Here is a 15,635-nt window from a genome sequence, read left to right on the forward strand (position 1 = left end):
GACGGGATACCGCAAATGTGACTGCAATCACTCTGCGGGCTGCATCCCGCCAGTTCCAGAGCCTGCAGGCCTGCGGGCGCTCAACGGTCGGGATGCTGCGACAAACGGCACCCGCGGCTACGCTGGGCACCATGCCGGACTCCCCCCTCCTTACCGCCGCGGCCGTGGCCGTCATCGCCATGGCCATCGCCGTCGTCGTCGGCGTGGGGCTCAAGGTGCTCAGGTCATTCCGCGACCTGGGTACTGATGCTGAACGCGCCACCTACCACACCCTGCATGCCGCTTCCCAGGCCGGCCAGCACCTGCGCCGGGGCCTCAACCCCGCCGGTGCGGCCAAGGCCAGCCGCCAGTTGCGGACCCTGCTTGGCTGTGACGCCCTGGCCATCATGGACACGTCCGGCGTGCTGGCGTGGGACGGTGCCGGCGAGGACATGAAGCCGCGGATGATGGACCTTGCTGCCGGCGTCCTGGCGAACGGCCGGACGGCTGTGCTTCCCGCCGGGGAGCCCGACGCCGCCACAGAGGCTACCGGCGGCCCGCTCGCTGCCGTGATCGCACCGGTGCGTGCCGGCACCCGGGTGGTGGGCGCCGTCGCCGCGTTCGCTCCCTCCGCCGGCGCGGGACTGGTCAGGGCCACCAGCGAAGTGGCGGACTGGGTGGCTGTGCAGGTGGAGCTCGCGGAGCTCGACGCCTCCCGTACCCAGCTGATGGAGGCGGAGGTGCGGGCCCTGCGCGCGCAGATCAGCCCGCATTTCATCTACAACTCGCTCAATGCCATCGCGTCCTTCATCAACACCGACCCCGCCCGCGCCCGCGAACTGGTGGTCGAGTTTGCCGACTTCACCCGCTACTCGTTCCGCCGGCACGGGGACTTCACCACGCTCGCGGAGGAACTCCGCTGCATTGACCGGTACCTGCTGCTGGAACGCGCCCGGTTCGGTGAGCGGGTCCAGGTCAGCCTGAGGGTGGCGCCGGAGGTGCTGAGCACCGTCATCCCGTTCCTCAGCCTGCAGCCGCTGGTGGAGAACGCGGTCCGGCACGGCCTCGAAGCCAAGGAAGGGCCGGGACACATCAGCATCACCGCCAACGATGCCGGCGCGTTCGCGGAGGTGACCATCGAGGACGACGGCGTGGGCATGGATCCGGAGCAGCTGCAGTCCATGCTGGCCGGCCACACAGACGGCGAGCATGTGGGCCTGCGCAACGTTGATGCCCGCCTCCGCCAGGTCTACGGCAACGACCACGGGCTGGTCATTGAGACCGCGCCCGGCGAAGGAACACTGATCACCATGCGGGTCCCCAAGTCCCAGCCCGGGCACGATGCGTGAGCCGGACGGGGCCCTACGGGCCGGCGCCGGCACGGTACCCCTGCTCCGGAAAGCTACCCTAGGAGCATGATTAACGTCCTCGTCGTTGATGATGAGCTGCCTGCTGTTGAAGAACTGGCCTTCCTGCTGGGCAAGGACGACCGTGTGGGCAAAATCCTTCGGGCCACGTCCGGAGGCGACGCACTGAAAGCGCTCGCCTCCGCCCCCGTTGACGCCGTTTTCCTGGACATCCACATGCCGGCGGTGTCCGGGCTGGACATTGCCCGTGCCATCGCCGGGAGCAGCCGGCCGCCCGCCGTCGTGTTCGTGACGGCGGACGAGGACCATGCCCTGGACGCCTTCGAACTCGCGGCGGTGGACTACCTGCTCAAGCCGGTGCGGGCAGAACGCCTGGCGCGCTGCGTGGGGCGCATCAGTGAACTGCGCGACGGCGGTGCCGCCCCGGAGATGATCACGGTGGACCAGGGCGGGACCACCAAAATGATCAGGCGCGACGACGTCACGTACGTCCAGGCGCAGGGGGACTACGCCCGGCTCCACACCGCCGAAGCCAGCTACCTGATCCGGGTTCCGCTTGCGGACCTCGAACAGCAGTGGGCGGATGCGGGGTTCATCCGGACGCACCGGTCCTACCTGGTGGCCCTCAAGCACGTGACCTCGATGAAGCTCGCCGCGGACGGTCCCAGCGTCACCGTGGCGGGAGCGGGACTGCCCATCAGCAGGCGGCACCTGCCCACGGTGCGGGAGAAGCTTGAGGCCACCCGGATCAGGCCCAATACATGACCAGGGTGCGGGTGACGGCTCCGAGGACTGCGGCGCGTCCGGCAAAGGAGACGAGGGAGGCCGCGCAGGACTCCGAAGTGGGCCAGGTGTTCGTCAGGTCCCTGATCAGGTCCCAGCTGCGGCTGGCCCTGGTGGTGGCCGCGGGTTTCCTGCTGATCCTTGGCGCCTTTCCCCTGCTGCTCGCGGCGGTTCCCGGTTTGGCGGAAACCCGGGTGGCGGGCATCCCGTTCGACTGGCTGCTGCTGGGAGCCGGCATCTATCCGCTCATCGGGCTCAGTGCCTGGCTGTACATCCGGACTGCGGCGCGCAACGAGGCGCGCTACCGGGACCTGGCTGAGGACCAGTGAGGGTGCCGTGAACCCGGGCGTGGCCGTAACCGCCCTGGTGGGAGTGTCGGTTGCCACCGCAGTCATCGGATTCTACGGTTTGCGGATTTCAAGGACCACGGGTGACTTCTATGTTGCTTCCCGGACGGTCAGGCCGTGGTGGAACGCCTCGGCCATCGGCGGCGAGTACCTGTCCGCCGCGAGCTTCCTGGGCGTAGCGGGCCTGATCCTGCTGTCCGGAACGGATGCGCTGTGGTTTCCCGTCGGGTACACGGCCGGATACCTGATGCTGCTGTTGTTCGTCGCGGCGCCGCTGCGGCGGTCCGGGGCCTACACCATTCCCGATTTCACCGAGGCAAGGCTTGACTCCCTGCCGGTACGCAAAGTGACCAGCCTGGTGGTGGTGCTGGTGGGCTGGCTTTATATCGTGCCGCAGCTGCATGGTGCTGCCCTCACCATCCGCATCACCACGGGCCTGCCGTCCTGGGTGGGCTCGGTGGCGGTGGTGATCGTGGTCTGCCTCACCGTGGTGGCGGGCGGCATGCGCTCCATCACGTTCGTCCAGGCGTTCCAGTACTGGCTGAAACTCACGGCGCTGGCCGTGCCCATCCTGTTCATCGTCTTTGTCCTTGCCGGGAACGGCACCGCCGCGCTTGCACCGCCGTCGGCCAATCCCACAGGGGCGCCACCTGCCGGCCTCTACCAGAACGTCTCGCTCCTGGTGGCCCTGCTGTTCGGCACCCTGGGCCTGCCGCACGTCCTGGTGCGTTTCTACACCAACCCGGACGGGCAGTCCGCCCGCCGCACCACGCTGATCGTCCTGGGGCTGCTGTCCGTGTTCTACCTGTTCCCTACCGCTTACGGGCTGGTGGGACGGATGTTCGCTCCCGGCCTTGCCACCGCCGGCCAGGCGGACGCCATGGTGCTGCTGCTCCCGGGGGAACTGGTGGGCGGAACGGCAGGCGACCTGTTGTCCGCACTGGTGGTGGCGGGAGCCTTCGCCGCGTTCCTGTCCACGACGTCGGGGCTGGTGGTTTCCCTGGCCGGCGTGATCAGCCAGGACGTCCTGGGGGCGGGCGTGGGCAGCTTCCGGCTGGCAGCAGTCATTTCCGCTGTTGTGCCGCTGGGCTTTGCCTTCATGACCGACTCGTTCGCCCTTGCAGGGAGTGTCGGGCTGGTCTTTGCGTTCACAGCGTCCACCGTCTGCCCGGTGCTGCTGCTGGGCATCTGGTGGCGCGGGCTTACCGACGCCGGCGCGATCGCCGGCATGCTGACCGGCGCAGTTCTGTGCGGCGGGGCAATGATCACCGGAGCCCTGGCCGGGGCGGCCAGCACGCCCGGCTGGCTCGCCCAGCCGGCGGCCTGGACGGTTCCCGCGGCTTTTGCGGTGATGGTCACCGTGTCCCGCGCAACGTCGCAGCGGATCCCGAAAACCATGTCGAAGGTGATGACCCGCCTGCACACCCCCGAGCGGCCGCTCGCCACCGAACGGTGAGCCGGAGCCGGGGCCGGCAGGATCAGTCGATGGCAGCCATCAGCTCGACCACCCGGTCCATGAAGGCGTCCACCTGGGCTTCCTCGTACCCGTCCCGGCCCACGGCAGGGCGGAAGACTGCCCGGCGGACGCTGTCCACGCTGAGCGGCTTGTCCTGCTCAAGGTAGGCGATCAGTTCGCGGCACAGCCTGTCGACGTCGGCCGTGTTGTAGCTGCGGACCTTTTTCTTGGCGGGGCGGCGGAAGCGGTCGCCGTCCGGCCGGTGCAGGCGGCCGCGCAGGATGCCCGAGAGGTGTCCGATCTCGCGAAGCCAGGCTTCTTCGCCACGGGCAGCGATCAGCTCATCCCGTTCCCGGCGCGCGAAGGCATCCTCGAGCCGGTCCAGTGCGGCGTCCACGATGGCGGCGGAATACCCGCCTTTCACGGGGTCGAAGGAAACGGCCCTCACGTCCGCACTGTTGATGGGTTGCGGCGCTGATTCCGGGTTTTCCAGTGATACCCGCGCCTGCTGCAGGAACTGGTCCACCTGTTTGGCGTTGTAGCCGTACTCACCGCGCTGCACGCGCTCAAAGGACGCAGGGATCTGCCGATGAATGTCCAATGCCACTTTGCTTCCTTCAATGCTCTTCAGCCGGAGTGCTTCTGCACCAGCTTATTTGTGCCGGGGGTCCTCGGTGGATCCGGCAGGGTTTGTCTCAGGCGCCGGACACCAGTCCGTACAGGATGAACGCGGCCGGGGACGCGAACACGATTGAGTCGAGCCTGTCCATGACTCCCCCGTGCCCGGGCAGGATGCTGCTCATGTCCTTGATGCCCAGTTCGCGCTTGACCATGGACTCTGCCAGGTCACCGGCGGTGGACGCCGCAACCAGGCCAACCGCCAGCACCGCACCCACCCACCAGGGCTTGTCCAGTACGAAAAGGCAGGCCAGGATGCCAATCAGCATGGCGCCGCCGATGGAGCCGGCGAATCCCTCCCAGGACTTTTTGGGACTGATCTTGGGGGCCATGGGGTGCTTACCGAGGGAGGCCCCCACCAGGTATCCGAAGGTGTCGTTGGAAACCACCAGCAGGAGCATCACGGCCACCTGCCATGCACCGTCGGGAACCGTTCCGCCCGGCCAGAGGCCAAGCGGCGTTGCACCGCCGGCCGCGTGCAGCGGCAGGACCGCAAAGCTGATGAAGAACGGCACCCAGCCGAGCGCAAAGACGCCGGCGAAGATGCTGTTGGCTGAACCGGCCGCACTTTCGATGGACCGCCACAGGAGTACGGCCACGGAGCTCAGCAGCATCGCGAACAGGAGGCTCTCGATGCCTCCGAGGTAGGCGGCGAACGGCATGGCCACGGTACCGGTCATGACCGGAATGGTGGGCATCCTGGTGCCGTTGGCCTCGAGGGCGCGGTAGATTTCCCAGACGCCGAAAATGGCGAACGTGGTGGTTACGGCAACGAAGGCAAGCGGGAGCAGCAGCAGTCCGCCCAGCACGGCGAACAGCATGGCCAGGCCCACCACGACGGCGGCAGGAAGGTTCCTCCCTGCCTTCGGCGTCGGGTTGCTCCTGGGCTGCTTCCCCCGCGTGCGCGCCCTGGGTGCCGGGGCCTGATCTGCCTGGCCCATCAGACTTCGAGCAGCTCTGCTTCCTTGCGCTTGAGCAGCTCATCGATGCCGTCCACATGCGCCTTTGTGAGGCTGTCCAGTTCCTTTTCGGCCCGGGTGCCTTCGTCTTCGCCGGCTTCGCCGTCCTTGACCAGGCGGTCCAGGGTCTCCTTGGCCTTGCGGCGGATGTTGCGGATGGAGACCTTGGCGTCCTCGCCCTTGGTCTTGACGATCTTGACGTACTCCTTGCGGCGTTCCTTCGTCAGTTCGGGGATGGTGATCCGGATGACGTTGCCGTCGTTGGACGGGTTGGCGCCGACCTCGGAATCGCTGAGCGCACGCTCAATGTCGCGCAGCGCCGTCTTGTCGAAGGGGGTGATGAGGATGGTGCGGGCATCCGGGATGGCGAACGAGGCGAGCTGCTGCAGCGGGGTGGGCGAACCGTAGTACTCCACCAGGACCTTGTTGTACAGGCCCGGGTTGGCACGCCCGGTGCGGACGGAAGCGAAGTCTTCCTTGGCTACCTCTACGGCCTTGTCCATCTTTTCTTCGGCTTCGAGCAAGGTTTCTTCGATCACGGTCTCTCCTCAGATTCTGGTGCAGTCCGGGGCGCCGGGTCCATGCACAATCGTGGTTCTTTGATGCTGGCCCGTCCCTGCCCGCGGGGGCAGGGACGGAACAGTCCTGAAATCATCCTAGCCGGAGCTAGGCGGTGACCAGCGTGCCCAGCTTTTCGCCGAGGATGGCCCTGGTGACGTTGCCTTCGCCTTCCATGCCGAAGACCACCATGGAAAGGTCGTTGTCCTTGCACATGGTCATGGCGGTCTGGTCCATGACACGGATGTCACGGCGGAGGGCGTCGTCGTAGCTGAGGGTTTCCAGCCGCTCGGCGGTGGGGTCCTTCTTGGGGTCGGCAGTGTAAACGGCGTCCACGCCGCTCTTGGCCATGAGGACCACGTCGGCGTGGACCTCGAGGGCCCGCTGGGCGGCGACGGTGTCGGTGGAGAAGTAGGGCAGGCCTGCACCGGCACCGAAGATGACCACGCGGCCTTTTTCCATGTGGCGGATGGCGCGGCGGGGAATGTAGGCCTCGGCGACCTGCCCCATGGTGATGGCGCTCTGGACCCGGGTTTCGACGCCGGCCTGTTCAAGGAAGTCCTGCAGGGCAAGGCAGTTCATCACGGTGCCGAGCATGCCCATGTAGTCGGCGCGGGAACGGTCCATGCCGCTCTGGGAAAGTTCCGCACCGCGGAAGAAGTTGCCGCCGCCGACGACGATGGCCACCTCCACCTGGGGGACGGCTGCGGCGATCTGCTTGGCGACGTCGCGGACGGTCTCAGGGTCAACGCCCAGCTTTCCGCCGCCGAAGACTTCACCCGAGAGCTTCAAGAGGACCCGGCGTCGGCTTTTCTCTGGCTGGATTACAGTGTTGACGGCTTCCATGATGCCTTCCCGTTGGTGGACTCTAAAAAGGTTATCCTGCTGCGCGGCCAAAGGTCCTATACGGGCCTCTCCCACAGGGGGCCTCCCCCGCGCATGCAAAAGGGGCGGCCACCGAAGTGGCCACCCCCTTGCAGTTTCGACTAGGAGCCGACGCGGAAACGCGTGAACGCGGTTCCCTTGACACCGGCCTCTGAGAGGACCTGTGCCACGGATTTCTTGGCGTCCTTCGCGAATGCCTGGTCAACCAGGACCTCACCCTTGTAGAAGCCGGTAACGCGGCCTTCCACGATCTTGGTGAGCGCAGCCTCGGGCTTGCCCTCGGCCTTGGCGGTCTCTTCGGCGATGCGGCGCTCGGACTCGACCAGGTCGGACGGGACGTCCTCGCGGGTCAGGTAGTTCGGAGCCATGGCAGCGATGTGGACTGCGACGTCGTGGGCTGCGGTGGCAGCGGCTTCGCCTTCACCGTCAACAGCGAACAGCACGCCAACCTGGGCCGGGAGGTCCTTGGAGGTCTTGTGCAGGTAAGCGTCAACCGTTGCGCCCTCGATGCGGGAGATGCGGCGGACAACAACCTTCTCGCCCAGGATGGCGCCTTCTTCGACGACGACCTCGGAGAGGGGCTTGCCGTCAACATCGGTGGCGAGCAGGGTCTCGAGGTCGGCAGCGCCGGACTCGATGGCAACGGCCAGGACCTTGTCGGCCAGCTGGATGAACTTGTCGGCCTTGGCCACGAAGTCGGTCTCGCAGTTGACCTCGATCATGACGCCGACGCCGTTGCTGACCTTGGCGGCCACCAGGCCTTCGGCGGTGGAGCGGCCTTCACGCTTGGTAGCGCCCTTGAGGCCCTTGATGCGGATGATTTCGATGGCCTTCTCGGCGTCACCGTTGGCCTCGTCAAGAGCCTTCTTGACGTCCATCATGCCGGCGCCGGTGCGCTCGCGCAGGGCCTTGATGTCCGCGGCAGTGTAGTTCGCCATGTGAACCCCTCTGTCTAGAAATGTGTTGTGGTGTACGGACTGACAGGACGGCAGCCCACGGGTGGGCCGCCATCCTGTCAGCAGCTCCGGCGCTGCAGGCAGCGCCGGAAAATCCGGATGTACTTGTGTTACTTGGCGTCTTCAGCGGGAGCAGCAGCTTCTTCTGCCGGAGCAGCTTCAGATGCAGCGGCTTCTTCTGCCGGGGCAGCCGCAGCTGCTTCTTCAGCCTTGCTGCCTTCGAGGAGCTCGCGCTCCCATTCAGCCAGGGGCTCTTCCGGAGCTTCGGCAGCGCCCGTGCCGCGGTTGTTGCGGGCGATCAGGCCCTCGGCAACGGCGTCTGCAACAACGCGGGTGAGGAGGTTCACGGAGCGGATGGCGTCGTCGTTGCCCGGGATCGGGAAGTCGACTTCGTCAGGATCGCAGTTGGTGTCCAGGATGGCCACAACCGGGATGTTCAGCTTCTTGGCCTCGTCAACGGCGAGGTGTTCCTTCTTGGTGTCCACGATCCAGAGCACGGAAGGTGCCTTGGTCAGGTTGCGGATACCGCCGAGGTTGGACTCGAGCTTGGTCAGCTCGCGCTTGAGGAGCAGCAGCTCCTTCTTGGTGTACGCGGAACCGGCGACGTCGTCGAAGTCGATCTCTTCGAGTTCCTTCATGCGCTGGATGCGCTTGGCGACCGTCTGGAAGTTGGTCAGCATACCGCCGAGCCAACGCTGGTTCACGTACGGCTGGCCGACGCGGGTTGCCTGCTCGGCAATTGCTTCCTGGGCCTGCTTCTTGGTGCCGACGAAGAGTACGGTGCCGCCGTGTGCAACGGTGGCCTTCACGAACTCGTAGGCGCGGTCGATGTAGGACAGCGACTGCTGAAGGTCGATGATGTAGATGCCGTTGCGCTCGGTGAAGATGAAGCGCTTCATCTTCGGGTTCCAACGGCGGGTCTGGTGTCCAAAGTGGACGCCGCTGTCAAGCAGCTGGCGCATGGTTACGACGGGCATGCCGACGCTCCTTCCGGCAGGTCATTCATGAGAGAGCCCGGAGGCTTCTTACCCTGCCAATAGTTGACGGTTGATTAGCGTGGCCCAGGCTGGGCCGTGCTCCTGGCATCCATCATGCTTCCCATCAGGACGATGGTCCTGACCGCAGGAGGCCTGATCCCCCGTCGGCGAGGCCGGAGCGTCGCTTCTGGAGGGCTGGATGCGCGTAGTCAGCTGCTGCTCCCCCACACTCCTGAATGAGATGTGCCGACGCGTTCCGGACACGGGCATATACCGTTGGAAAAACCACTGGGATATCCGCCGGACCGAAAGCATTGAGGGCGCAGCAAACTGCTCCACCAAGTGTACTACAGGCACCTTCAGCCGGAGGACACCGACGGGGACGGAAACGACGCCGGCACGGGCTTGTCCACATAGCCCCGGCGGGCTCTCCCGGCGCCTTCAAAGCAGGAGCATTCTGGTGGCATGAAACCACCACTGCGGCTCGCGGCCCTCCTCCTGCTGCCGGCCTCGCTGGCCCCGGCAGGCGAGCCCCTGGCGTTCGGACCCGCCTACCTTGCGCAACAGGCGGGCTACCACGCGGCGCCCACCGGACTTTCGGGGACCGCCGCGCCCTCGTGGCAATGGCCGCTCGCTCCCCGCCCGCAGGTGCTTCGGGACTTCAATCCCCCACCCAAGCCGTGGCTCAGCGGCCACAGGGGCGTTGACCTGGCAGCAGCGGCCGACGGCGCGCCGGTCACCTCCCCGGCGGCAGGCACCGTCAGCTTCGTGGGCGTGGTGGTGGACCGGCCGGTGATCACCATCGACCATGGCGACGGGCTGCGGAGCAGCTTCGAACCGGTTGACAGCACCCTGGCCGCCGGCGCCCCCGTGGCGGCCGGACAGGTCATCGGCACGGCGCGCCCGGGGCACTGCACTGCCGCGCCCTGCCTCCACTGGGGCGTCCGGCGCGGGGAAGACTACGTCGATCCACTGCCGTTCGTGATGGACCTGAGGCCATCGGTCCTGCTGCCGCTGGACAGGTAGGCGGCAGCAGGCCGGCGAGCCTGCCGCGGTGGGCCTCAGACGATGGCGGAAATCCCGGTGATCGCCCGGCCGGTCACCAGCGTATTGATCTCGTGCGTTCCTTCGTAGGAATAGATGGCTTCCGCATCCGCGAAGATTTTGGCCATCTCAAAGTCCGTCACAATGCCGTTGCCGCCCAGGAGGCTCCTGCCGATCGCCACGCTCTCACGCATCCGGGCAGTGGTGAACGCCTTGGCCAGGGCGGACTGCTCGTCCTTGGCCTCGCCGGCGTCCTCCAGCTGGGAGAGCCGGACCATCATGCCCATGGAGCTGACGGCATTGCCCAGGATCTGGACCAGCTGGCTTTGCACCAGCTGGAAGGAAGCCAGCGGACGCCCGAACTGGTGGCGCTCCACGGCATAGCGCCGGGCCACGTCGAAGGCAGCGAGCTGCTGGCCGACGGCCTGCCATGCGACACCGAGCCGGGTGACCTTCAGGACCTTGTTGACGTCGCGGAAGCTATTGGCGTTGGCAAGCTTGAAGAAGTCGGGCACCACCACGTTGTCCAGCTTGATGTCGGCGTTCTGGACGGTGCGGAGCGCAATCTTGTTCTCGATTTTGCTGGCGCTGAAGCCATCGAGTGCCGTATCAACCAGGAAGCCCTTAACCTTGTCATCGGCCAGGTCGCGGGCGTAGACCACCACCCAGTCGGAGAACGTTGCATTTCCGATCCAGCGCTTTTCCCCATTCAGGATCCAGGAGTCCCCCTCCCTGCGTGCCGTAGTACGGGTTCCGCCTGCGACGTCTGATCCGCCAAGCGGCTCAGTGAGGCCAAACGCCCCGATTTTCTTCATGCTGTAGATGTCCGGGAGCCAGGCATCCTTTTGCTCCTCCGAAGCCAGAGCTTCAATGGAACCGGTGAACAGTCCGTCATGGACTCCCATGAAGGTGGCAATGGAAGCATCGGCCCGGGTCACCTCAGCGTGGAGCAGGCCCGCAAACAGGTTCGAATGGCCCTGCCGGCGCACCGGGCTGACGAGGTCGATATCAGCGAGCTTCGGGATGAGCTCCATGGGGAACTCTCCCCGGTTCCAGAAGTCCACCGCGATGGGCCGCACCTCGCGGGCCAGGAATTCCCTGATCTCCGCCAGCCGGTCCCGCTCTTTGTCACTCAGCAGTTGCTCGAAGGCGTAGAAGTCGCCGTCGGCATAGGGAAGGTCGTTGAGGTCGGCAGCAGTAGTGGACATGATTACCTCACAAAATGATCAGCGGCAGGGTCTCCGGATTGGTCCTTCGGACCCAGTAAGTTACTGGTGAGTAACTTACCGCATGTATATCGCTGCCGCAACGGCTCAGTGGACCCGCGCCCCGGCTCGCAACAGACGGTCCTCCGGATGAATCGTGCCAGGAAGTTCTGTAACGTCGGAGCGCAACGGAGCAAACACTTCACTTGGGGGGAAATGTCTTGATTGATCCGCGCCGCGAGGCAGTCCTGATCCGCCGCAAGGACCAACAGGGCACTGTGGACAAGACGTCTGAAGTGCTTAATTACGAAGTCGACGGGGACGTCATCCACATCACCTTCCGGACGGCGAAGGGCCCCCGTGGCTACAGGTACGCGGCACGGAATGTGACAATCCTCCGTGACCCCGTCAGCACAAACATTGACCGCGGGACCTCCGTACGTTTCAACGGCCAGACCCTCCATGGGGTCACTGACCTGTTGTGCTTTCGCGGACCGGCCGGGACATGGTGGAGGGCTTTCTTCCCAGACAGGGCCGGCGAGAGATACCGGACGTGTCGTCATGAAGAAGTCAGCATCGCCCAAAACCCTGGCACCGGGAGTGATGCACACAAGATCCTGAGCTACTGGCAGGACGTTGTGTCCCACTTGGCGCAGGACGATCCACTGCGCGGACCCTACGCGAACTTTCGCACAGTCCCGCAGGAAAGCGTCCTCAATCTCTACCTTCACGGGCACGCTCCCGATCCTGAGGCTGAGGGTGAGGGCTATATCTTTCCGTTCTCTTCCAACCTCAGCCAGCGGGAAGCCCTCAGAAAGGGTCTCACCCACCGTATCTCAGTGATCGACGGACCGCCGGGCACGGGAAAAACACAGACAATCCTCAACCTGGTGGCAAACATCATTCGCTACCCGGGGAAGAGCGTGGGCATCGTGTCCTCTAACAATGCCGCCGTGGAAAACGTTCGCGACAAATTGGCCAAGGAGGGATTCGGTCACGTTGTTGCAGACTTGAGGCGGACCGATCTAAGACGCGATTTCTTCGAGCAACAGCACGCCAAGAATAGGGCTATGCAACGCTGCGCTGGAGCGTCGCCTGTCGCAATGCCAGACGCCGGCGGGATATCGGAACTCGACACGCGCCTGCAGCGGTTACAAGTAGTGGCCAGGGAACTGGCAGTAAAGCGCCAGGAACTGGATGCCTACAGGCTTGAACAGCGCCACTTCGGCCGCCACGTCGCCAAGCACGATCTGGCTCCCCTGCCGGCCCTGGCCCTGCTGCAGGGGCCGTCCAGCCGCATCCTTGAGTTCCTGGCTGAGACAGCTTCAATTCCAGCGAACGAGGCCCCGCTACGACGGCTGTTTCGCAAAATAAGGAGCCGTTTCCGGTACGGATCGACCCGGGCCATAGATCACGGTGACACCGACGTAGTCATGCGTCTTCAGGCAGCCTACTACGACATCAAGATTGCGGAATTGGATAAGCAGATTGAGCAGGCCGCCATACATCTGGCCGAAAACGACTTTGCCGCGCTCGAGGATGAATTGCGGCACGTATCGCAGGAGTCGCTCAAGGCAAGTCTGTATCGCCGCTATGCCGGCGTCCGGCCACAAGACTACACAGACAACTCCTACCTCCGGCAGTTCACGTCGTTTACCAACAGCTATCCAGTGGTGCTGAGTACTTGCCACTCCTTGCGGAGAAGCGTCCATAACGGATACTTGTTCGATTACTTGATTATCGATGAGGCTTCCCAAGTCGACCTGCTCGCCGCAGGCCTGGCGCTCTCCTGCGCGCGCAATGTGATAGTCGTCGGAGACCTGCAGCAGCTTCAACACATCGCAGACTTGGGAGCTGCCAAACGTGCCAGCCCAGCACCGGCGCCGAGCTACGACTACGGGCGGCACAACATCCTGTCTTCTATCATCGAGCGCTTCGGGGCCGACGTTCCCCGGACGATGCTTCGCGAACACTACCGCTGCGATCCTGCGATCATCGACTTCTGCAACAGGAAGTTTTACGGCGGGCAGCTTGTGCCCTACACCAAGAGTGAACCGGAAGGGACGGCACTTGCAGTGGTGCGCACGGCCCCCGGCAATCACATGCGGCAGCACCTGGGCGGAGGGCGGACCAACCAGCGCGAAGCCGATGTCATTGCGAAGGAAGTGCTGGAACGGTTCTGCTCAGGCACCCGGCACGAGGATATCGGCGTGGTCACCCCGTACCGCAGGCAAGTGGACAAAGTGGCGGATGCCCTGCTCAACACCATCCAGGCTGACACAGTCCATAAGTTCCAGGGCCGTGAAAAAGAGATCATCATAATGAGCACGGTCCTGGACGAGACCAGGGACGGGAACTCCGGGGTCGACTTCGTGGATAGCCCACAGCTGGTCAACGTAGCGGTATCCCGGGCTATTAAGCGTTTTGTCCTGGTGACCAACCACGACATGCTCCCTGCCAGCCGCCATCTTCGTGACCTGGTCCATTTCATCCACTACCAGGATCCAGACGACGGTGTCTTCGAGAGTGGGGTCCTTTCTGTTTTCGACCTCCTGTACAAAGAATATTCAGCAGCGCTTCAGCCTTTAGCCGCCCGGCTGCAGACAACTTCCACTTTCGCTTCCGAGAACATCATGTGGACAGTGCTGCTGGACATAATTGCCGAGGAGCCATTCAAGGACTTGGCCGTAGCCCCGCAGGTCCTCTTGGGTAACCTGCTGCCTGACCTGTCCAGGCTCACCGCCAAGCAGGCCACCTTTGTCCGGAACCGGGCCAGCGTTGACTTCATGGTTTACAACCGCATCACCAACAGGCCGGTCCTCGCGATCGAGGTTGACGGGTTTGCCTTCCATGAAGCCGACCAGACACAGAAGGCCAGGGACCACCTGAAGGACGAGATCTGCCGCACGCACGGGATCCAGCTGTTGCGGCTACCGACCACCGGAAGCGGGGAACCGCATCTGATTCGCCAGCGGCTCTCGGCTGCGACGGCCCTGCCCAACGGCCGGTATCAGAAAGTAGGGCTACTCGGACTTGAACCGAGGACCTTAGGATTATGAGTCCCGCGCTCTAACCAGCTGAGCTATAGCCCCCCATGCCCGGACCGCCCGCGATCGGTACGCGGTGGCAGGGCAAAATTACTCTAGCAAATCCGGGAAAGCGTTCAGACCACTTTGTCCTCGAAGCGCGCTCCACGGTACAGGTCCTCGAAGGTCTGCAGCGTGCCCTCAATGCTGTGGGGTTCCACCATCTGCCGGCTGGCCAGGCCCATGGCGGCGCGCTGGTCCGCCGGCAACTCCAGGACCATGGTGATCTTCTTGGCAAGGTCATCACTGTCATTCGGCGTGAACAGGTAGCCGTTTTCGCCGTCGCGCACCAAGTGCGGCAAGGCCATGGCATCGGCCAGCACCACAGGGGTGGAGGCGGACATCGCTTCGAGCGTGACCAGCGACTGCAGCTCGGCCGTGCCGGGCATGCAGAACAGGTCGGCCTGGATATAGGCCCGGCGCAGTTCCTCGTCGCTGGCGAGGCCCAGGAACTTCACCCTGTCGGTCATCCGCAGCCGGCGGACCAGGTCTTCCAGGGAGGACCGGACTTCCCCGCCGCCGACAATCTCGAGGTGGACGTTGAGTTCCGGCGGAGTCTTGCTGACGGCTTCGATGAGCACGTCCACGTGCTTTTCCTCGGCCAGCCGACCGGCGAACATCACGGTGGGGTGCTCATGGGGTTCGATCTGCTCGCCGGGCTGGAGTTCGTAGGCGGCGGAGTCAATACCGTTGGACAAAGGCAGGACCTTGCGCAGGAAGGCGTGCTGGTGCATGGCCTTGGCGGCAAGCGGGGTGGGCGTGGTGACCACGTCCGCCTTGCCCATCACTTTGCCCATGTCCTTCCAGGAGATCTTCCCGATAATGTCCTTGAACCACTGCGGAAACGGCAGGAACGGGTTGAGGTTCTCCGGCATGAAATGGTTGGTGGCAACAATCCGCACGCCGCGCTTCACGGCCTCGTACAGGACGTGCTCGCCGATCATGTAGTGGCTTTGGATGTGCACAACATCCGGTTTCACCCGGTCAAAAAGGAGGCTGATTTCCTTTTTGATCTCCCAGGGAAGGCAAATGCGGAAGTACTCGTGAGTGGGGACACCGTGGGAACGGAGCCTGTGGACGGTCCCCTCAGGCCGGAACTCCGTAAAGCTCTTTCCGTTATCCGCCCGGCAGGCCAGCACGTGGACGTCGTGCCCGCGGCCGGTCATTCCCTTGGCCAGGCGGTAGCCGAACTGCGCCGCTCCGTTAATGTGCGGCGGATAGGTGTCTGCAGCGATCAGGATGGTCAGGGGACGCTGGTCTGCGGGCGTGGTCACGTGGAGAGCTCCTGATGGTCACGGTGCGGACAGCATGTACTGGCAGCACAGTTGGCCGCTGGCGCGGTGGCGCCTGGCCTC

At 64.5% G+C, this 15,635-nt stretch carries 14 protein-coding genes and 1 tRNA gene; 6 read left to right on the plus strand and 9 right to left on the minus strand.

Going from position 1 to position 15,635, the window contains the following annotated elements; genetic code table 11:
• The first annotated feature begins 131 nt into the window (after window positions 1–131).
• The 4 genes from WHH00_RS12040 to WHH00_RS12055 all read left to right on the plus strand — a co-directional run bounded on the left by WHH00_RS12040 (window position 132) and on the right by WHH00_RS12055 (window position 3,932).
• Entirely contained in the window at window positions 132–1,328 is a 1,197-nt protein-coding gene (locus WHH00_RS12040) for a sensor histidine kinase (RefSeq protein ID WP_406638584.1), read from the plus strand.
• Window positions 1,329–1,394: 66 nt separating this feature from the next.
• Window positions 1,395–2,111: a LytTR family DNA-binding domain-containing protein gene (locus tag WHH00_RS12045; RefSeq protein ID WP_350003682.1), complete on the plus strand. Its 717-nt coding sequence runs from the start codon at window positions 1,395–1,397 to the stop codon at window positions 2,109–2,111.
• Window positions 2,108–2,458 carry a hypothetical protein gene (locus WHH00_RS12050; protein WP_231455338.1) on the plus strand — a complete coding sequence of 117 codons (351 nt, stop codon included), beginning with the start codon at window positions 2,108–2,110 and terminating at the stop codon, window positions 2,456–2,458. Before WHH00_RS12045 ends, WHH00_RS12050 begins: the two co-directional genes overlap by 4 nt.
• Window positions 2,459–2,465: 7 nt before the next feature.
• Window positions 2,466–3,932: a cation acetate symporter gene (locus tag WHH00_RS12055; RefSeq protein ID WP_406633047.1), complete on the plus strand. Its 1,467-nt coding sequence runs from the start codon at window positions 2,466–2,468 to the stop codon at window positions 3,930–3,932.
• A 22-nt stretch (window positions 3,933–3,954) separates the two neighbouring features.
• Here WHH00_RS12055 and WHH00_RS12060 read toward each other — a convergent pair whose 3' ends face one another.
• The 6 genes from WHH00_RS12060 to rpsB all read right to left on the minus strand — a co-directional run bounded on the left by WHH00_RS12060 (window position 3,955) and on the right by rpsB (window position 8,945).
• Window positions 3,955–4,539: a DivIVA domain-containing protein gene (locus WHH00_RS12060; protein WP_406633048.1), complete on the minus strand. Its 585-nt coding sequence runs from the start codon at window positions 4,537–4,539 to the stop codon at window positions 3,955–3,957.
• Window positions 4,540–4,627: 88 nt separating this feature from the next.
• Complete coding sequence (locus WHH00_RS12065) at window positions 4,628–5,551, minus strand: phosphatidate cytidylyltransferase (RefSeq protein WP_406633050.1); 924 nt, start codon at window positions 5,549–5,551, stop codon at window positions 4,628–4,630.
• A complete protein-coding gene (gene frr, locus WHH00_RS12070) occupies window positions 5,551–6,108 on the minus strand; it encodes a ribosome recycling factor (RefSeq protein WP_066274709.1) in 558 nt (185 codons plus the stop codon). The genes WHH00_RS12065 and frr overlap by 1 nt, the downstream gene beginning before the upstream one ends.
• 127 nt (window positions 6,109–6,235) lie before the next feature.
• Window positions 6,236–6,973, minus strand: a complete 738-nt coding sequence (gene pyrH / locus WHH00_RS12075; protein WP_174178863.1) for a UMP kinase — start codon at window positions 6,971–6,973, stop codon at window positions 6,236–6,238.
• 140 nt (window positions 6,974–7,113) lie between these two features.
• Window positions 7,114–7,950 (minus strand): translation elongation factor Ts, encoded by an 837-nt coding sequence (gene tsf / locus WHH00_RS12080; RefSeq protein ID WP_231455334.1) that lies wholly within the window; start codon window positions 7,948–7,950, stop codon window positions 7,114–7,116.
• Window positions 7,951–8,078: 128 nt separating this feature from the next.
• A complete protein-coding gene (rpsB, locus tag WHH00_RS12085) occupies window positions 8,079–8,945 on the minus strand; it encodes a 30S ribosomal protein S2 (protein ID WP_406633053.1) in 867 nt (288 codons plus the stop codon).
• A 465-nt stretch (window positions 8,946–9,410) separates the two neighbouring features.
• Between rpsB and WHH00_RS12090 the strand changes: the two genes are divergently transcribed.
• A complete protein-coding gene (locus WHH00_RS12090) occupies window positions 9,411–9,971 on the plus strand; it encodes a M23 family metallopeptidase (protein ID WP_406633055.1) in 561 nt (186 codons plus the stop codon).
• Between the two features lie 35 nt (window positions 9,972–10,006).
• Here the strand turns inward: WHH00_RS12090 and WHH00_RS12095 are convergent, their stop codons facing one another.
• On the minus strand, window positions 10,007–11,197 hold the full coding sequence (locus WHH00_RS12095) for an acyl-CoA dehydrogenase family protein (RefSeq protein ID WP_406633057.1): 1,191 nt from the start codon (window positions 11,195–11,197) through the stop codon (window positions 10,007–10,009).
• A gap of 635 nt (window positions 11,198–11,832) precedes the next feature.
• On the opposite strand from WHH00_RS12095, the gene WHH00_RS12100 reads away from it, so the two are divergent.
• Window positions 11,833–14,253: an AAA domain-containing protein gene (locus tag WHH00_RS12100; RefSeq protein WP_406638587.1), complete on the plus strand. Its 2,421-nt coding sequence runs from the start codon at window positions 11,833–11,835 to the stop codon at window positions 14,251–14,253.
• Here the strand turns inward: WHH00_RS12100 and WHH00_RS12105 are convergent.
• Window positions 14,213–14,286, minus strand: a tRNA-Ile gene (locus tag WHH00_RS12105). The two genes, WHH00_RS12100 and WHH00_RS12105, sit on opposite strands and share 41 nt — an antisense overlap.
• 71 nt (window positions 14,287–14,357) lie before the next feature.
• A complete protein-coding gene (locus WHH00_RS12110) occupies window positions 14,358–15,554 on the minus strand; it encodes a glycosyltransferase (RefSeq protein ID WP_231455330.1) in 1,197 nt (398 codons plus the stop codon).
• Window positions 15,555–15,635: the final 81 nt, after the last annotated feature.

The sequence above is a fragment of the Pseudarthrobacter quantipunctorum genome (genome assembly GCF_045291495.1).
GTDB classification, from domain to species: domain Bacteria; phylum Actinomycetota; class Actinomycetes; order Actinomycetales; family Micrococcaceae; genus Arthrobacter; species Arthrobacter quantipunctorum.